14 protein-coding genes and 3 pseudogenes are annotated in these 18,383 nt (G+C 63.5%); 10 read left to right on the top strand and 7 right to left on the bottom strand.

Going from position 1 to position 18,383, the window contains the following annotated elements:
* Positions 1-4: 4 nt before the first annotated feature.
* Together BIWAKO_RS28350 and BIWAKO_RS28345 are read right to left on the bottom strand one after the other, a co-directional pair.
* Positions 5-253 carry a hypothetical protein gene (locus tag BIWAKO_RS28350; RefSeq protein ID WP_084651942.1) on the bottom strand — a complete coding sequence of 83 codons (249 nt, stop codon included), beginning with the start codon at positions 251-253 and terminating at the stop codon, positions 5-7.
* A gap of 368 nt (positions 254-621) precedes the next feature.
* On the bottom strand, positions 622-1,929 hold the full coding sequence (locus BIWAKO_RS28345; RefSeq protein WP_069882871.1) for a TAXI family TRAP transporter solute-binding subunit: 1,308 nt from the start codon (positions 1,927-1,929) through the stop codon (positions 622-624).
* 277 nt (positions 1,930-2,206) lie between these two features.
* Between BIWAKO_RS28345 and BIWAKO_RS28340 the strand changes: the two genes are divergently transcribed.
* From BIWAKO_RS28340 to BIWAKO_RS28330, 3 genes are all read left to right on the top strand, one after another.
* Positions 2,207-4,012: an adenylate cyclase gene (locus BIWAKO_RS28340; protein ID WP_069881496.1), complete on the top strand. Its 1,806-nt coding sequence runs from the start codon at positions 2,207-2,209 to the stop codon at positions 4,010-4,012.
* A 395-nt stretch (positions 4,013-4,407) separates the two neighbouring features.
* Positions 4,408-5,418 carry a hypothetical protein gene (locus BIWAKO_RS36880; protein WP_069881495.1) on the top strand — a complete coding sequence of 337 codons (1,011 nt, stop codon included), beginning with the start codon at positions 4,408-4,410 and terminating at the stop codon, positions 5,416-5,418.
* Positions 5,415-5,726 carry a response regulator transcription factor gene (locus BIWAKO_RS28330; protein WP_069881494.1) on the top strand — a complete coding sequence of 104 codons (312 nt, stop codon included), beginning with the start codon at positions 5,415-5,417 and terminating at the stop codon, positions 5,724-5,726. Before BIWAKO_RS36880 ends, BIWAKO_RS28330 begins: the two co-directional genes overlap by 4 nt.
* A gap of 232 nt (positions 5,727-5,958) precedes the next feature.
* Here the strand turns inward: BIWAKO_RS28330 and BIWAKO_RS28325 are convergent, their stop codons facing one another.
* Positions 5,959-6,462 (bottom strand): MerR family transcriptional regulator, encoded by a 504-nt coding sequence (locus BIWAKO_RS28325; RefSeq protein WP_371332108.1) that lies wholly within the window; start codon positions 6,460-6,462, stop codon positions 5,959-5,961.
* 393 nt (positions 6,463-6,855) lie between these two features.
* Between BIWAKO_RS28325 and BIWAKO_RS36875 the strand changes: the two genes are divergently transcribed.
* Positions 6,856-7,116: a GDCCVxC domain-containing (seleno)protein gene (locus BIWAKO_RS36875; protein WP_244523570.1), complete on the top strand. Its 261-nt coding sequence runs from the start codon at positions 6,856-6,858 to the stop codon at positions 7,114-7,116.
* 797 nt (positions 7,117-7,913) lie between these two features.
* Here the strand turns inward: BIWAKO_RS36875 and BIWAKO_RS28315 are convergent.
* Positions 7,914-9,830, bottom strand: a complete 1,917-nt coding sequence (locus tag BIWAKO_RS28315) for a diguanylate cyclase (RefSeq protein ID WP_069881492.1) — start codon at positions 9,828-9,830, stop codon at positions 7,914-7,916.
* Positions 9,821-10,117, bottom strand: a pseudogene (locus BIWAKO_RS35020) (efflux RND transporter permease subunit); the annotation flags it as partial. The pseudogene BIWAKO_RS35020 and the gene BIWAKO_RS28315, both read right to left, overlap by 10 nt.
* A gap of 560 nt (positions 10,118-10,677) precedes the next feature.
* Here BIWAKO_RS35020 and BIWAKO_RS28300 point away from each other — a divergent pair.
* Positions 10,678-11,741: pseudogene (locus BIWAKO_RS28300) on the top strand (class I SAM-dependent methyltransferase).
* Between the two features lie 29 nt (positions 11,742-11,770).
* Here the strand turns inward: BIWAKO_RS28300 and BIWAKO_RS28295 are convergent.
* Positions 11,771-12,460, bottom strand: a complete 690-nt coding sequence (locus tag BIWAKO_RS28295) for a transposase (protein WP_074471624.1) — start codon at positions 12,458-12,460, stop codon at positions 11,771-11,773.
* Between the two features lie 613 nt (positions 12,461-13,073).
* Here BIWAKO_RS28295 and BIWAKO_RS28290 point away from each other — a divergent pair.
* From BIWAKO_RS28290 to BIWAKO_RS28275, 5 genes and pseudogenes are all read left to right on the top strand, one after another.
* Positions 13,074-13,655, top strand: a complete 582-nt coding sequence (locus BIWAKO_RS28290) for a lytic transglycosylase domain-containing protein (RefSeq protein WP_069881488.1) — start codon at positions 13,074-13,076, stop codon at positions 13,653-13,655.
* Positions 13,656-13,759: 104 nt separating this feature from the next.
* Positions 13,760-13,888, top strand: a complete 129-nt coding sequence (locus BIWAKO_RS37180) for a hypothetical protein (RefSeq protein WP_274533598.1) — start codon at positions 13,760-13,762, stop codon at positions 13,886-13,888.
* Between the two features lie 152 nt (positions 13,889-14,040).
* Positions 14,041-14,640 (top strand): annotated as a pseudogene (locus tag BIWAKO_RS28285) (transposase); the annotation flags it as partial.
* 67 nt (positions 14,641-14,707) lie between these two features.
* Complete coding sequence (locus tag BIWAKO_RS28280) at positions 14,708-15,496, top strand: amidohydrolase family protein (RefSeq protein ID WP_371332105.1); 789 nt, start codon at positions 14,708-14,710, stop codon at positions 15,494-15,496.
* A gap of 190 nt (positions 15,497-15,686) precedes the next feature.
* On the top strand, positions 15,687-17,117 hold the full coding sequence (locus BIWAKO_RS28275) for an IS1182 family transposase (protein ID WP_069879486.1): 1,431 nt from the start codon (positions 15,687-15,689) through the stop codon (positions 17,115-17,117).
* A gap of 229 nt (positions 17,118-17,346) precedes the next feature.
* Here BIWAKO_RS28275 and BIWAKO_RS28270 read toward each other — a convergent pair whose 3' ends face one another.
* Positions 17,347-18,327, bottom strand: coding sequence for a LysR family transcriptional regulator (locus tag BIWAKO_RS28270; protein WP_069881486.1), 981 nt, complete (start codon positions 18,325-18,327; stop codon positions 17,347-17,349).
* Positions 18,328-18,383: the final 56 nt, after the last annotated feature.

Raw genomic sequence — 18,383 nt, 5'->3', positions numbered from 1 at the left:
CCTCCTATCGGTATGGCGGTCGCTCGAGCGCGGCCCTGATTTCCTCGGCCAGATCCGCCACCAGTGCGCGATACTCGCTGCATCGCGCCTCCCGGTCCGATGACGGCGAACAATCCCATCCGTTCAGGGCAACCTCTGCGTCGAAGAGATCGGCGCAAAGGGCCCGAAAATTCTCGTCCGCGCCGGCGAGCTCCGCGATGGCCCGTGATTGGTCCGGAAACCGGGCAATGGCAGCAAGCAGGCTCTGGTCCATGGCACTCACCCGGTGTGAGGGTGCGGAGTTAATGCCTTTCGTCGAACGAGGTTTGCCGATCGAGGGGTAACAGGGAAGTTGGATACGGTAGCAGAACGGCTGTTACCCCCTCTCGCGAGGGCAGGACAGGCGAGGGCAGGCGAGGGCAGGACAGGCGAGGGGAGGACAAGCGAGGCGAGGGCGGGCGGGAGAGCCTGGATTCTGCCGGTCGTCGGGAGGCCGTTCCGGCGCCGCATGCGGCTCGGCCCGGCAATGTCCCGGGCGCATAAACGCTGTCGGAGAGCGGTGAATTACGCGATGCGCTCCGGGTGCCCCTGCCGGCACCGCTGCGATCGCCCTCACGCTACCGAAGCCGTCAGGCGGGCTCGCTACACCGGCGCGGAAGACGGCATCGGGCTGCGCGCGCCAGGGGAACCCAGCACGGCCCGGCGTGCCGTTATCGAATAGCGGGCGTGGTTGATCGCGAGAACCATCGTGGAATGGTCCTCGGAATGGCCGGCGGACGCGACGGCCTCCTCGATCAGGTGATGAAGCGAGCGATTGAGCCCCTCCAGGGTCTCGGCATCGGCTTCCTGGGCCTGGGCGGCGATCTGGATGAACTGCCCGATCCGCTTCTGCTCCTGGCGCATCCGTCCGGTCTTCGCACGCCCCATGATGACTGTTGCGATCGAGCCCAGGATGCTGAGGACGGCGGCCGCCAGATAAAAATAGCCCTGCAGGGCATCGAAGAAGCTCTGTTCGCCGTTGCTGAGATAGTTGGCGACGCCGGGATGGATCGGCAGGACCGGGTTCTTTGCGTCGGGGTCCGGGGCTTCGATCTGGCTTGCCAGGGGCGTGAGCGCCGTCAGCTTGGTTTTCGACGTGAACAGGGTCCGGCCGACCGCTCCGGCGACGAGATTGAGCATGGTGTCGGGCGCAACCAGCCGATAGGTCACGGAAAGCGTGGTGACCGTGTCGTCGGGGGTCGCCGGGCGAGACCTGAAGGCACCTTCGGGCACATCATAGGACTCGAACGCCGGAAAGCGCCGATTGAAGGCATCCGCATCGGAAAATGCCAGGATCGTCGGCGTCCCCGACGTGCCCTTGGCCATGGCCGAGACCGCGCCGACGACTTCGCCGGGCCCGACCGGCCCCACGGCCAGGATCGCGGCGACATGGTGCTGGCGGACCGCCGCGACCATGTCGTCGGGCAGGAGGAACAGCCGCTTCACCTCATGCGGCGCGACATTGTAGTAACCCAGGATGACATCGAGCAACGCGGCGTTGACATCCTGCAGGCGCCCTTGCGGAATGGCGATCGTCTTGCCGGCAAGCTTGCCGATGCTGTCGATCGGCGATTTCGGCGGCAGCACGAAGGCGACGACATCGCGGCGCAGGATCGCGATGGTCTGGCCATTGGTCGGTGGCGACACGTCGCTGCGGATCAGGGCGAGATCGGCCGTGCCGGTCTCGAGCGCCTTTGAGCTGGCGGCCAGGTCGTTGACCTGAACCGGTTGCAGCCTGACGCGCGGATGATCCTGGGCGACCTCGGTGATCAGCGCGCCGATCAGGCGCTGGGCGTCCGTGCCGAAGGGGCCCGTCGTCACCCGCAAGGTCGCGTGCGGTGACCAGTAATGGATGGCGGCCGCCAGAGCGGCGACGACGAGGAGAGCCCCTGCCCAAAGGGCAAATCGCATCATCGTGTTCCCCGTCTTCGGCCCGCCGGGCCGGCGCTATCCTCTGCTGCCGGTGCGGGCTGAGCGGGGCGCCTGAGCCTTTTGGGGCAGCGCATCTCACTCATTTCAGAAGGATTTCGCTGTTTCGAATACTCACGCGCCGGAGCAGCGCCCCGCGCCGCGACAGATACAATCTTGTCATCTTCATTGCCTGGCGGAAATGTTGCCAGTATTTTACGGTTTCGAATAGTCCGATACGGTCCCGGCCTCACTCCGAATTCATCCTGCGAGGGTCGTCATGGCAGATGCGGGAGTCGAGTTGACGGCTGCCGAGGCCGACGCGCCCTCTGCGAGCGAGGTCCTGGCGCAGCTCGACAGGATCCTGTCGCACCCGGAGTTCTCCCGCTCGGCGCGCGGCTGCGAATTCCTGCGCTACATCGTCGAAGAGGCCCTCGCCGGGCGGGCCGACCGCATCAAGGCCTACTCGGTTGCGCTGGCGGTGTTCGGCCGTGGCGAGACCTTCGATCCGCAAGCCGACCCGCTGGTACGGATCGAGGCGGGCAGGCTGCGCCGGGCCGTGGAACGCTATTACCTCGTCGCCGGCCAATTGGACCCGTGCATCATTTCCATCCCGAAGGGAGGATATGTGCCGCGGTTCGAACGGAACATCCTGCACGCCGCAGGGGCATCCGCGCCGGCCGCTGCGCCCGCTGAACGTCCGGTCGCGGCGCCGGCTCCCCGGCGATGGCTTGCCCGGCTCGGCGCTGGCGCGGCTGTCCTGGCTGTGGCGCTCGGCGGCCTCGCCCTGTGGCAAGGCCTGCCCGGCCCGTTCAGGCGTGCCATTCCTGAACCGGCGGCGCCGACCCTGGTCGTCATGCCGTTCGTGAATCTGGGCGATATGCCCGAAGCGAAGATCTATGCCGACGGATTGACCGAGGAGGTCGTGAGCCAGCTTGCCCGCTTCAGGGAACTCTCCGTGCTTGGACGCGAGACCTCACGGAGCATCCGGCCGGGCGCGGATCTCGCCCGGATCCACCGGGAGCTCGGTGTCGGCTACCTCCTGGAGGGCAGCGTCCAGGCCGCAGCGAACCAGCTGCGCGTGACCGGCCGCCTGCTCGATGCGCAATCGGGCGCCGTGCTCTGGTCCCATACCTATGACAATGATCTGCGGGTTCGCGACCTCGTCACGATCCAGGACGATGTCGCACAGAAGGTCGCGACCGCCGTGGCGCAGCCCTATGGCATCATCTTCCGGGCCGGCGAGAGACGCGCCGGCTCCACGCCGCCCGATGATCTCGAGGCCTATGCCTGCACGTTGCGGTTCTACACCTATCGCTCCGCACCCTCGGCCGAGAGCCATGCGGCGATCCGCACCTGCCTCGAGCGCGCGGTCGCGACCTTTTCAAACTACGCGACCGCCTGGGCGATGCTGTCGATCCTGTATCTCGACGAGGATCGGTTCGAGTTCAATCCAAAGGGCGGCCCTCCGACCGCGATCCAGCGTTCCATCGAAGCCGCCCGCCGCGCGATCCGGCTCGATCCGGAGAATGTGCGCGCGCTCCAGGCGCTGATGATGGCCTTGTTCTTCTCGCAAAGGCCGGCGGAAGCGCTCGAGATCGGCGAACGGGCGGTGGCCTTGAACCCGAACGACACCGAGCTGCTCGCCGAATTCGGCATTCGCGTCGGCCAGGTCGGGGCCTGGGCGCGTGGCACCGCATTGCTGGAGCAGGCGCTCGCCCGCAACCCCGCGCACACTGATTTCTACAATGGAGCACTGGCGATTCACGCCTATATGCAGCGCGACTATCGCCGCGCCGAAGCCCTGATCAGCCAGGTCGATCTGGAGAAGTTCCCGCTCTACCATTTCATTGCCGCCATCATCTATGCCCAGCTCGACATGAAGCCGGAGACGGCGCAGGAGCGGGACCAGTTTCTGCGGATGCGGCCACGCTTCTTCGACAACTGGGATCAGGAGGCGGCCAAGCGCAATTACCGGCGCGAAGACGCCATCCATCTCGCGGACGGCGCGCGCAAGGCCGGCTTCCCCGTGCCGGACAGGACGGCGGCGGAAGCGGCTCCGACGGCGGATCTCCCGCAGCGCTGAACGCGGCTCTGTCGAGCCCACGACGACGTCGCAAGACTTTCGGCGGTTCCGATCGCGAAACGGGCGCCTCGTCGGCAACCCGACGCTCAGGACCACATCGGGCCATTCCTGCCAGTCACAATGACGCTTCAGGCGGCCGAGCCATCACGCTCGAGCAGTCAACGGGCGAAGGGATGCGGGCTTTCCCTCAAATGTAGAAAAAGGTCGTCAGCCAAATGTCAGCTTCATCGGCGTAGGGTCCGCCCGCTGTGGCATCTGGAACGCCACAACATCCTTGTAGTGGAGCGGTCTCCATACCGCTGTGCGGTCACCCAAGTCGAATTTGATCTTGGATGGAAATGACACCCTGTTTCGGGTGGGGCTGTCGATCGGCCAAAATTCCAGGGAGGATTACCATGTCTCCTCAACGTTATTTACCGTTTCTTTCTGTATCTCGGGCGATGATGCTTGCCGCCCTGCCGCTTAGTCTGGCGGCAGGCGGAGCCAATGCCGCATCGTCGGCCGGGTGCGAGGGGGGCGGGTTCTCGGTGCTCGGACGCACCCAGAATGCCACGATCCCCGCCAGCGCCCTTGGCACGAGTTTTCGCGTACAGGGCAAATATGCCCAGTTCGATGTCGACGCGGCGACCCTGGGCATTCGCAACTTCACGATGACCGGCGCGCCAAACCCGCTCGACATCACGGGCGGAGTGCCGACGCCAGTCTTCGCCAGCAAGCTCCCCGACCATCGCGGGCTGACACTGACAAGCTCACTCACCGTTGAGATCAAGGAAACCGAGATCGAGATCGGCCGCACGGGCAGCAACCTTGCCATGAAGATCCAGGCCAAGGACTGCGCCAATGGCGGCATCTTCCAGATGGAGGTGGAGCGCCAGGACGGCACGCCGACGCTGTTCACACACATCCTGGCGGAGGGACCCAACCCCCAACTGAAGGCGTTCTATTTCGACAATCGCAACTTCCGGAACCGGGAAGGCGACGAGGTTCCCTACAAGGACATCACGGTCATCGTCCCGGCCCGCGTCAATTTCGGCAATGACTTTTCCCGCAAGTTCGTCGGCAGGGACAGCCCACAGGTTGCCACGCGCCGGGCGGAGCCGGGCTGCGTGAACGAGATCGCCACCCGCGTTCCCAACAGCCCCGCGACCGTGCGTCATTGCGGCGGCGTCTCCCGCTGGGACGTGGCGAGTGGCGGCCGCATGGGCCAGGTGATGGGCGAGGATGCGGTCGAGGTCGCTCCGCCAGCCACGGAATGCGTCCAGAATTGCCAGGCGCAGAACCGGGTTCGCGGCCGGTCAACGGTCCTTGGCTTCCCCTTCCCGGTGAATGGGGCAGACCGACTCCAGCCGCGCTTCCCGCCACAGTCGACCGCCTCGTTGGGATCTGTCGCGAGCAATCCCCGATGAGCACCGCTTCGAACCTAACAGGGCCGCTCGGTGACAGACTCAGCGTCCGGGAGGAGCAGATCGTCAGGCTCCTGCTGCGCGGGAAGCGGAACAGCGAGATCGCCGACGAGTTGTCGCTCAGCGCCAAGACCGTCAAGGGCTACATGACCACCCTGATGGCCAAGCTGAATGTGCGCAATCGCCTGGAAGTGGTCCTTGCGGCGCTGACTTCAACAGCCGATCGAGCGCCACAAGCCGATGAGCGTGCCCCTGCACCCGTAGGGCTCCGCTCCTCTCACCGGTTGCGCTGTCGGCTCAGGAAAGGTTGAGCCGCGTGGCGTAATCCGCCGGTCGGCCTCCCAGTCGGCCGGTGCCTTTGCGGTGGTACACTCGCTTCTGGCGTTTCGGTCAGGTGGGGCCTCAAGCGTCGGCGGAGAACCTTTCGCGTAGCGCAGCACCAGATGCCGTTGCGCTCTCAAGGTCGAGGCCAACTCGGCCGGCGCCTGATTTTCCGAAGTCTCGTGTCCTGCGCGCACACAGAAGGCACAAGCTGTATCTTCGCTAGGGTTCAAGCATATCGAGCACCGGGCAATGCGCCGTTGGCTCGCTCGTGCAACGTGAGATCGTCGCGTCGAGAATACTCTCAAGCCTGGCGAGGTCGGCGATCTTGCTACGCACCTGCATCAAGTGCTTGAGCGCGATTTCCTTCACCTGCGCGCAAGCGGTGTGTTCCGGGTTGGTCAAGGCCAACAGCGCGCGAACATCCTCGATGGTGAAGCCCAGTTCGCGCGCCCGCCGAATGAAGGCAAGCCGTTTGGTATGGGCTTCATCATAGGAGCGGTGACCGCCTCGCGTGCGGGGTGGCTCAGGCATGAGCCCAATGTTTTCGTAGTAGCGGATCGTTTCGAGATTCACGCCGGCGGCTTTGGCTAGCTGGCCGGCGGTGATGCCTCGCATCGTCGTGGGCATTTTTCGCTTGATCCCGTAGTAGCTACGGGTGGCAGGGTGCCATGGATCGCGATGGAGGACTACCTTGACCAGCACGAAACTCGGAGCCTCGGCCACGCCGGAGCCCCTTTCGGCTCCGTCCGCGAGGCTGCTGGCAAGTGCTGGTGCCGTCATTGGGTTTGGCGCACTTGTCGCGTCCTCGTGTTGTGTCTTGCCAATGGCCCTCGCTGGGCTCGGCGTCACGGGGGCGGTCTTCAGCGGTTTGGCATTTCTTGCTGACATGCGCCTCCCGCTGCTCGGCGGAGCAACAATCATGTTGGCCTTGGGCTGGGGGGCATTCCTCTGGCAGAGGCGCAAACCCGTTTGTGACCGTGGTGGCGCTTGCGCCACGCCCCCTGAGTCAGCGCGTACCACGACCATGCTCGGGCTTGGCTCGGTTTTCGTCGGGCTGGCGTTCGCGTGGGGGCCCTATGCCGAACCGATCCTCCTCAAACTGATGCGATAGTGCAGATGCAACTTCAATCGACAATCACGTGCCCGCACTGTGCTCATGCTGTGACGGAAACGATGCCCACCGACGCTTGCCAGTATTTCTACGAATGCAAAGGATGCGGCGCGCTCCTGAGGCCGCTGGAAGGTGATTGCTGCGTGTACTGTTCCTATGGGTCCACGCCATGCCCACCAATCCAGGCCGCCGCGTGTGGCTCTCTCGAGGCAACTGGTTGCTGCGCTCCTTCGACCTCGCCGGGGCCGAGACGGGCGCTTCCTTGAAGACTTCCGCCTTCGAACCGCGAGGCTGGCACAGGAGGCGCTTCAGAGGCGGCTCGCCGATGCGGCGGTGCGGCCGCGTCGCGGTGATGAGCCGAAACATTCGATCGCCACCGCCAACGGGCCGGGGGGCGACCTCCCAGCACAAGCCGTCGGTCAACGCCGCAACATTCACTTGAGGGGCGGTCGGCGCGATTTGGCATAGGGACGCGACGCCAACACCATGGCGCGCCATGGCGCTCAGGTCCCGTTCGGCCCGCCGCTCTTGACCTCCCATGTCAGGATGGCGAGAGCCAGATTCTCCAGCTCAACCTCAGCCATCGGGTGGCGATCGGCTGCATGGAGTTCACAGGCACGTGCACAGGCTCGGATATAGTCCGTCTCCGAACTCAGCATGACGGAGCGCCGGCTTGGATACGCTGGCGCCCGGTTTCGCCTACGGTCTGGACGTTCTTCACGCATGCCAGGCTACCTTGCGTTGTGCGTCGGCTGATCTGTGCGATGGATTGCGAAGCCAAAATCGTCAAGCAAATCGCCGAGGGGGAAGCCTGGCATCGAAGCCGCGATGATGAGCAATCCCATCATGTCGCCCCCCAAGGAACGGAGGCGATATTGCTGCTCACGGTCGCCATCTTGGATAGCGGCAAAGGTCTCAGATCTTGACCCCTCTTTAGTATGGGTCAGGGCGTGATCTCATCCATCGGCATCAGCCAGAACGGAGAGAACCGACAGCTTGTCGGTCCAGGTTCGGGGGAATGCGCCGTACACCCAGTGTCCAGCGATCGCCGCTTTGCAATGCTTCATGCACTCTTGGCGCCCGACCAGCGCATCACCTTTCCTGCCATGATCAAGCGGTTTCGACCACCATTTTTGGCAGAATAGAGCGCTCGATCGGCCGCTTCGACCAATGAAGCGTGGTTGGTCGCGGTGGCGGCATTCGGCCAGATCGTTGCGCCGCCGAGACTTGCCGTGATGCGCCAGGCGGCGACACTCCCGTCTTCAGTCTGGATTTCACGCAGTGCTTCAAGAACCCTGGTCCCGACCTGCTCACAGCCGTCAGAATCCGTGTGGGGTAGGAGAAGCGCGAACTCTTCTCCGCCATATCGTGCGGCAAGATCGGCCGGTCTCAGGGCCTGGTCCGCAAGTACGCTCGCGATCGTCCGCAGGCAGCTATCGCCCGCTTGATGTCCGAACTGGTCATTGAACATCTTGAAATGGTCGATGTCGATCATCAGCAGGGAAATAGGGATGCCTTCCCTTCGTGACCTCGCCCATTCATGCTCAAGGCGTTCATCAAAACAGCGGCGGTTGGCGAGGCCAGTCAGCCCGTCGGAAGCGGCGAGAACGGCGAGTTTCGCCTCAAGATCCTTGTGCCGCGTCATATCGCGGGAGAGAGCGACGAAACCGTCGATAAGCCCTGTGTCGGGCTTCCTGGTTGCGCGCATTGTCGTCTCGACCCAGATCTCGGACTTCTCACGATGGCGATTGCGATAGAGGATTCGCGCTTCGTCGATCTCGCCACGCTTCAGCGTTGCAAGCGTTTGCTCGACGCGGGGTCGATCCTCCTGGTGCACGCCTGCCAAAGCCGGCGTTCCCACAAGTTTCTCGGCCGCCCAACCGAGTACCCGCGCTGAGGCCGGAGATGCATAGAGAATGCGTTCGTCGAAATCGATGCGGGTCACCAGGTCGCTGGACTCTTCTGCAAGGAGGCGAAAGTCGGCCTCTTTGGCCGCGATCGCGGCGTTCAGACGCTGGCGCGTGACGAGTTGGCGGACGAGATGCACGCCAAGGAGGGCTATGAACAGCGCCAGGCCAACAACGAAGGCTATCCTGGTGATGAGCCCCTCGCGCCAGCGTGCAAGCACATCGTGCTCCGCTTGTGTTGCGAGCAGAACGAACGGAAAGCGATCACTGACCTTGTAGAAGCTCAGCCGCGGCAATCCGTCCAGGGGCGAGCGAAAGTAGTAGATTCCCGATGACGCACGAGGAAGCTGGTCGCGAATGAGCTGGGTCGCGGACATGTCGCGGCCCACGTAGCTGCCATCGCCGGCACTTCGCGCAATCAGTATTCCATCGGTGCTGAGAAGTGACACGGCCCCGCTCGGTCCAATATCGAACTGCCGATAAAACGCCGCGAAGTAGTCGACGTCGATTGTCGCAAGGACTACGCCGGCAAAGCTGCCATCACTATGATTGAAGCGGCGCGACACCGTAACGATCCATTGACCGCCCGATCGGCTCTGCACGGGGTGACCCAAAAAGGCGCGGCGGTCATCGACGTCGCGATGATGTTGGAAATAGACGCGGTCGCTATTGTTGAGTCCGGATAGGTTGATGCTTTCCGTGGTCGCAAGCCACTGGCCGGTCTCGTCGTAAACAAAGAGACCGCGGATGCGGCCGAGCGTGGATCGACGATCGTTCAGGAAGCTCTGGAGGCCCGCAACCGCAGCGGGGCCGACGCCAGTAGTTTCCAGTCTGTTGGCCAGGCCCAGGAGCGCCGCGTCAGCGATCTCGACCGAATCTTCAGCATGCTGCGTAAGAGACCGCGCGAGATTGGCCATGTCGATCTCGGCGTTCTGGAGCGCTGCTTCGCGCGCGCTCCATTCCCGCCAACCGCTGAGTGTCAGAATGGCGAGACAGGCAACAGCAACGAAGCCGCCAGCCCAGAGTGGGAGGCGAGAACGGTTCGCGCGATGCGTATCGACGTCTACCCCCATGGTGGCGGGCCTCCAGGTGGCGACAGCCTCGCACGGACGCAGCGAATTGGCCACGGCGCGCCCGGTTTCTCCTGCGGCGGCAGCAGGCAAGCTGCGACCGAGCCGGAAATCACCGGAATGACAAGCAAGGTCAACATGGTCGAGGAGACCATGCCGCCGATCATGGTCATGGTGATGCGCTGCATCAGCTCCGAGCCGGTGCCGGTGTTCCATAAGATCGGCAAGGGACCGGCCATGATTGCGATCATGGTCATGATCTTAGCCCTCACACGCTCGACCCTGGCGATTGCGGCGTTGCCCAGCAGCAAACCTCGTCAGCGCCAGCTAAGGGCACCTCGTGCCCATCGGCCGGCGCGCCAACCAGACTGCCCGGAAACAGCCCTGTCTAGCCCGAACGCGGGCCTGGATCCTGTTCGTCGACGAAGCGGCGCGCGATCCGCACCGGAGCGGACAGGCTGCCGACGCGAACCCAATGCCAGGTGCCCGTCCACGACCATCATTCTGGTTGCTGAAGCCGCCGGGGCCTTTCCCATGAGCCATCATTGCGATCGTCGCGGGGAGGGTGGAGGCGGACGTTTTCGGCAGCAGTCCGGCTCTGGCGCAGCAAGCGCAGCAAGATTTGACGGTATGCAGGGGAGAGTTCAGCAAGGCGCAGCTTACAGCACCGGTGATCTACGCTACCCAGCTCATGACGGATGTTTATGTCGGGTGCCTGGCCCGGAGAGGCTACGTCCTCACCCCAAAGCAGTGATGGATCAAGGTCCGAACGGGCACTCATGGCCCATTGCCGTCAGCGCTGTGCCCTGTCTGTTCACAGGACAGAGCATTTCCACTAGTATTCCGGCCTATGCCAAAGAGCGATACTCAACGCGATCTTTCGGCTATGGAAGGAGACGGGTTCTACAACCGTCATTCCAGTATGCAGGCCGCTGGTATCTCGTTGCTGTCGTCTTTGTGGCAGATGGCTTGCCAAACCGTGACGATCGACGACGGGCCATTGACGATCGTCGACTATGGGTCTTCGCAAGGGCGGAACTCGATGGCTCCGCTACGCATGGCGATCGAGGTGCTGCGTGACAGGGCGGGCTCGAACGTCCCGATCGAAGTCATTCACACTGACCTGCCTTCAAATGATTTCTCCGCTCTTTTCGATGCCCTAGAAAACGAGCCGAACAGCTATTTGGCCGGCACCGCGAATGTCTTTCCGGCCGCCATCGGGCGATCATTCTTTCACCCGCTTCTCCCCCCGGTCGAATTCACCTGGGCTGGACGACCTGGGCCTTGCAATGGATGAGCCGCAGTCCCGCGCAGGCAAGCGACCATATTCTGGCGGGTATGAGCGAGTCGCCCGAGGTTATGGATGCGGTGAGGCAGCAACAAGCTGCCGACTGGCGTCGCTTCCTTCAGGTCCGATCCAGCGAAATGCGGCCCGGTGCCAAATTGCTGACCGGCTTCACCGCGAGAACGGCAACTGAGTCGGGCTGGGAGTGGCTCCTGGGCGAATTGTGGTCAACCGTTGAAGACATGGGCCGCGAAGGGCTTTTGTCGAAGGAGGAGCAGCGTCGCATCACTATCCCGATCGGTCTTCGATCGTCTGAAGACGTTCAAGCGCCATTTATGGAAGGCGGCAGCTTTGCAGAATTGGTCGTCGAGCGGATCGAGATTCTGAAGGTGGCAGATCCTTGCTGGGATGACTTTCAGCGGACAGGTGACCGATTATCGTTTGCGCAGCGTCATGCCGATATGACGCAAGCTTGGTCCGGTCCGACGATCGCGAGACTGATCGATTCGTCTCGCGATCGGACGAGATTAGTGGATGAATTGTTCGCGCGCTTTGCGCAGCGTCTCGCCACGGACCCAAGACAGCACGAGCCCTACATGGCCGTCGCACTTCTTGCCAAGGCGCCTTGATTTTCCGATGTCGGCGCGGCCTCGGAGGCTTACCAAAGCTTGGCCTCGTCTTGTCGCCAGCATCCGATCTGTTGCTGGAGATCGTCGAACAGGCTCAATTCGAGCTGCTGCTCCACGGTTGACGCGAAGTGTGGCGGGACCGTTCGCGAAGATTGCGACAACAAGCGCCGAAGAGCCTGAAAGAAAACCGCATCGCTGCACGGGGCAGCAAGATTGTCGAGAGCGGCCAGGAAACGCTCGTAGCGTGCCCGATAGATCGCCTGCCCTGGTTTCGGCGGAGACGAGCACTCTGGCAGCGGGACCCGGATTTCGAAATATGGCCAGGCCTCCGGAGGCGGAGTATCGGCATGGCCTTCCTCCGCCGCGAGCCCTGCGGCGATTTTGCCCTTCAGATGACAGGCCGTCCGGATGGAGATGCCGAGAATTCGCCCGAGCTTTTGCAAACTCAGGCGTTGGCCGCTCGACATCAGCAGGTAAAGCCCCTGCAACCAGACATGGAGCGGAATGTGGCTGTTGTGAAAGATCGTGCCGTGCTTCACCGAGAAAGGCTTTCGGCAATGATAGCATTTCCAGGTGCCAATCGAACTGCTTGGCCCACTGAGGCGGCCAAGGCGGGACCTTTCCCCACAATGCGGGCAAACCGGTCCATCGCGCCAGATCAAGACCTCGACAGCGCGAAAGGCGGCTCGTTCGTCGTGCAAGCGGATAGCATCCGGCATGGTGAGCCTCTGGAGCGCGGCAGGATGTCCCTGGCTCGTCTGAGCCGAGCGGCGAAGGCCAGCTCAGGCAGGCTTCGTGACAGGGCCAGGCCGCAGCTTTCTGGGTACCCGTCCAGCCCGACACACACCGGGCGCCGACCCCGGTGCAGGCATCCATGCTCTTGCAGGCGAGCGTCGACAGGCCGGGGCCGATGAGGGATTCAAACATCCATCGCGGTTGGTCACTTTGAGTTAAATCAAAATGCGCTGACTTTTGGGAGGAAGCTGAGAAGGTTGGCTGGCACCGGCTGCTCTGGATGAAGCGGTTGGCAAAGGGCCACATCTCGACCGTCGGACAGTGCACCGCGAATGTCTGCGTTGGGTCGATTTTAGCCCTTCGATCTCGGTCCGGAAGCAGACGCTCGATGAGGCGGTAGTACATGCGCCCTGGCAAGCCGAGGCTACGTCTCATCGCGACCCAAGCAAGTCACTCGAATCCCTATTGTGTCGCGGCCGAACTTGGCCTTTCCTCCTGAAGCTCGCCCAGTCATCCATTCGTACCTTCCATAATTTGCAGGTGCCGCGGATGGGTTGAGCCCAGAGTTGGCGTCCCCGTGAGCAGATTCATCAGCTGATGGAGGCCAGATTGCCGTGGCAAAGACGTCTCGTTGCAGCCGGTATCACCTTGCTGTCTGCCGGGGTTGGAGGATGCATCGTTCCGGACGACACGTTCGCGGAGGCAGCGAAACCGCTTCCTTACTCCGGCGAACAGTCAGTTGATCCTCGGTCACCAGGCGGCCCGGCGCGCGCAGGCATCGACCGGATCATCGAACAGCAGTCAGCGCATTACGAACTTCCCTCGGATTTGGTCCGGCGAATCGTCAAGCGCGAGAGCAACTTTCGCCCAACCGCCCAGAACGGTGGTCATTTTGGATTGATGCAGATCAAGCACGCAACGGCGCGCAGCATGGGTTACACCGGCCCGGCAGTGGGGTTGCTCGATCCCGAGGTCAATCTCACCTATGGGCTCAAATATCTGCGGGGAGCCTGGCTCGTGGCCGATCGCGACCAGAACCGCGCCGACCGCTACTATCGGAGCGGGTACTATTACGATGCCAAGCGGAAGGGGCTTCTCGAAGCGACCGGCCTCGGCAAGGACCGTACGCGGTTAGCCAAACCCCGCCACGCGTCGGACAGTATTCCTCCAACGCGCTAGACCAGATGTCCGCCTGAGATAGGGGCGCCCCGTCTCACAGTATGCAGGTTGCGAGGGTTGCGCTGGGTGGTCCGGCACCGAGCCTCTTGCATAGGTGACGGGGCATGGAGAAGCCTATCACCTATGTCAGCCTTAATGTGCACAAGGAGACGATCGCGGTGGCACTGGCCGAGGCGGGCAAGTGGATTGATCGGAACGGAGGAGTCCTGCTTGGGATTCCGTGCATCGGATGATCTGCGATACTGCCGGATGCGGACAGGTATCAGCATCGCCTTCACGGCATCGGACATGCCCATCAGCGGGCGTGCCGAAGGTCCCAAGAGGGTGGAGGCTGTGTGGAAACGGGCTGATCTGGTAGGCTTTCTGGAGCGATCCGAGGGCTTGCATGGCGCGCTACATCGAAGGCGAGACCCGGCTGCAGAGACTGCTCCTGCCCGACTGTCTTGAGGACTACGTCAGCGAAGATAATCCGGTCCGGGTGGTGGATGTCTTCATCGACGAACTCGATCTGGGAACGATGGGCTTTGCCGGCCCGGCCTCGACGGGGCGGCCTGGATACCACCCCGCTACCCTTCTCAAGCTGTACCTCTACGGCTACCTCAACCAGGTTCAGTCGAGCCGCCGGCTGGAGCGCGAGGCCGGCCGCAACGTCGAGGTGATGTGGCTGACGGGCAAGCTTGCGCCCGACTTCAAGACCATCGCCGACTTTCGCCGTGACAATGGGGCTGCGATCCGGGCTGCCTGCGCGCAGTTCGTCGTGCTGTGCCGCCAACTCGGCCTTCTGGCAGGCGGCACCGTGGCCGTGGACGGCAGCCGGTTCAAGGCCGTCAACACGCGCGACAAGAACTTCACGCCCGGCGCGATCCGTCGCCGGATGGAGCAGGTGGAGGCAAGCATCGCACGCTATCTGTCGCTGCTCGATACGGCCGACCGGCAGGAGGATGACGTCGCGCAGATGCGCAGCATCCGCCTCAAGGACCAAATTCTGTGTCGAGAACGAAGTGCCTATCATGGCGCACTGCGGCTACTCGAATGGCCCGACCGACGCGGCCATGCAACAAGCGCGACCGAAGTTCTGGAAGGACGTTCTCGACCTGCCCAACATGTCCACGCTGCGCCTCAACCTTGCCCATGCCGGCGGCCTTTGGAATTTTCACGATAAAGGGGGCGCAAACGTCTGGACCGCGGAAGTGGCTGCGATGCTCGCCGATGCCGACCGGCGCTATCCCAATCTTTATGCCGATGTTGGCGACGTCGCCAACTTTCTCGAAGGCACCGATGACCCGGAGACGAGAAGCCTCGTCGAGAAGATGCGCAGGCTGCCCCGCGCCGCCAAGGCGCGATTGATGTACGGAACGGATTGGACGTTCCTCGGCCGGCTGCCGGGTGCGCGAAAATACCGGGCGTCGTTCGAGAAGGTGATGACGGACGTTCTCGGGCGCGATTATTTGCCCGGTTTCTTTTACCAGAACGCGGCCGCATTCCTCGGCCTCGCACCGGGGGCGGGCACCCGCCGTCGCCTCGATGCCTTCTACATCGACAACGGGCGACAGCCCCCCCCGACTTTCTCGATGCGTTCTCAAGGCCGCCGCCCGCGCCCGCCGCATAGACATCACGGCGGCGCACTCCGCACTCGCCGACTTTATTTCCCGTTCGCCGATTCCCGCGATGCGCTACTGCTAAGGGGTGCGTGGTCCTCCCGCAGCAAGGTCTTCGAAAAATGGTCAGGACCTGACCAAGCGGGGCAAAGCCGCGAGCGTGGACTATGGGTCGAGAGCGGTGATCAGGTGTTCGCTCGAAACCTGACATTGGCGAGCTTGCCGCAAAGCGGACTTCGCTAGGGTCTGAGAAGGGGCGGGAACGGAAGTCAGGCGAGCGGATTGGCAATGTCTGCTTCGGGGTAAGACGCCAATGTCTGCAACTGGCGCGATCAGGTCGTTTGCGGCGGCGGTCGCGACGTTCAGCTATCCACCGAGGCTGTGTGGAAACGGGCTGATCTGGTAGGCTTTCTGGAGCGATCCGAGGGCTTGCATGGCGCGCTACATCGAAGGCGAGACCCGGCTGCAGAGACTGCTCCTGCCCGACTGTCTTGAGGACTACGTCAGCGAAGATAATCCGGTCCGGGTGGTGGATGTCTTCATCGACGAACTCGATCTGGGAACGATGGGCTTTGCCGGCCCGGCCTCGACGGGGCGGCCTGGATACCACCCCGCTACCCTTCTCAAGCTGTACCTCTACGGCTACCTCAACCAGGTTCAGTCGAGCCGCCGGCTGGAGCGCGAGGCCGGCCGCAACGTCGAGGTGATGTGGCTGACGGGCAAGCTTGCGCCCGACTTCAAGACCATCGCCGACTTTCGCCGTGACAATGGGGCTGCGATCCGGGCTGCCTGCGCGCAGTTCGTCGTGCTGTGCCGCCAACTCGGCCTTCTGGCAGGCGGCACCGTGGCCGTGGACGGCAGCCGGTTCAAGGCCGTCAACACGCGCGACAAGAACTTCACGCCCGGCGCGATCCGTCGCCGGATGGAGCAGGTGGAGGCAAGCATCGCACGCTATCTGTCGCTGCTCGATACGGCCGACCGGCAGGAGGATGACGTCGCGCAGATGCGCAGCATCCGCCTCAAGGACCGGCTTGATCGCCTGCGTCAGCAGATGCGTGACCTCCAGGCGATGGACCACGTCGTCGCGGTGGCGCCAGACCGTCAGGTCTCGCTGACCGATCCCGACGCCCGCGCCATGGCCACCAACGGCAAGGGCACTGGCCTCGTCGGCTACAACGTTCAGGCGGCGGTCGACGCCAAACATCATCTGATCGTGGCTCATGAGGTCACCAACATCGGCCACGACCGCAGCCAGCTCGCCAGCATGGGGCGTCAGGCAAAGGATGCGACAGGAGCCGGTGCGCTGACTGTGCTGGCCGATCGCGGCTACTTCTCAGGCGAGGAGGTCCTGGCCTGCGACGAGATCGGCATCTCCGCCATCGTCCCCAAGCCCCTGACATCAGGGGCCAAAGCCGACGGGCGCTGGGGCAAGCAGGACTTCACCTACGATGCTCCGAGCGACACCTATCGCTGTCCCGCCGGCGAGACGCTCACATGGCGCTTCTCATCGGTCGAGAAGGATCTGACACTCCATACCTACTGGGCCGACGGCTGCGGAGCCTGCCTGGTCAAAGACCAATGCACCACCGGCAAGCAGCGCCGCATCAAGCGCTGGGAGCACGAGGTGGTGATCGAGGCCATGCAGCGCCGGCTCGATCGCATGCCCGACGCCATGCGGATCCGAAGGCGCACGGTCGAGCACGTCTTCGGCACGATCAAGGACTGGATGGGCCGAAGTCACTTCCTGACCCGCCACCTCCCCAATGTCGGAACCGAGATGAGCCTCCATGTGCTGGCCTACAATCTCAAGCGGGCCATCGCCATCCTCGGCGCGGCGACGTTGATGAAGGCCATGAGAGCCTGACCCTCAGACCCTGTCGCATCGTCAGAGCACGACCCTGAAAGACGTTTCCACACGGCCTCCACCCATTGCAGATGTAGCGGTTCGCCACTGCAAACCTTCTCGGACGCCCGAGGCGCTCCAACCGTCAGCGACACGACAATCTCCCGGCGGTCACGCGGCCGGAAAAGCAATGAGCCCCGGCGAGGTTTAAAAACTCTTGTTGATGCGCCTGGCGACGGTGCGCCTCGCGTTACTGGTGTGGGCGCAGACCTCGGGGGACAGCCGCGCCGATCGCCGCCGCCGTCTCCACGCCGTTACTCTCGCGCGAGCCGCCGCGGATGGCGTCGATCACGGCGCGAAGCGGCGGCGCCATCTGCCGTTGGGCGGGATAGCAGAGGTAGTAACCGGGAAAGGGAGCCGACCAGGTCTCGAGCAGCGCGACAAGGCGGCCCTCAGCAATGTGGGGTGCGATCAGCTGCTGGCTGGCGAATGCGACGCCGACCCCGTCGACCGCCGCCTGCACCCCGAAGTCCTTCATGTTGGAGATCAGGGGGCCGTCGATGGCGACCTCGAACCACTTGCCGTCTTCCATGAACTCCCACTTGTACGGCGTCTTTTGCCCCGGCCATCGCCAGCCGATGCAGCGATGGGTGAGAAGGTCGCGCGGATGGGCCGGCGTCCCGTGCCGGGCGAGATAGTCGGGCGAGGCGACCGCGGTCTGGCGTAGGTCCGGGCCGAGTTTCACCGCAATGAGGTCCTTGTCGATCACCTCCCCGAGGCGGATGGCGGCGTCATAGCCCTCGGCCACGATGTCCACGATGGCGTCGTCGAGGGTGACGTCGAGTACGACCTGCGGATAGGCCTCGCTGAAGTCACGGAGGATCGGCGTCAGGTAGAGCTCCGCCGCCGCCCGGAAACAGTGCAACCGCACGGTCCCCGCGGGATGGGCGCGGCGCTCGCGGGTCTCGCCCAGCGCCTCCGCCAGCTCCGCGACGGCGGGCTGGACCCGTTCGAACAGCTTGGCCCCCGCCTCGGTCAGGGAGACGCTGCGGGTGGTGCGGTTGAACAGGCTGACCCCGACCTGCTCCTCGAGCGCTCGGACCATCTGGCTGAGCGCCGAGGATGACACACCGAGGTTCTCGGCCGCCCGGCTGAAGTTCAGCGAACCGGCGACGGCCACGAAGGCGCGGAGCTGGTTGAAGCCTCCGGCAGACAGAAGAGAAGTTTTCATGAACGCCTTCGATTGCTTAGCTCAGCTTACAAGGCTGATTAGCGCGCGCAGATTAA

It is taken from the genome of Bosea sp. BIWAKO-01 (genome assembly GCF_001748145.1).
GTDB lineage: Bacteria > Pseudomonadota > Alphaproteobacteria > Rhizobiales > Beijerinckiaceae > Allobosea.
The sequence above is the reverse complement of the archived record's forward strand: the minus strand, read 5'-3'. Positions and strand labels throughout refer to the sequence as shown.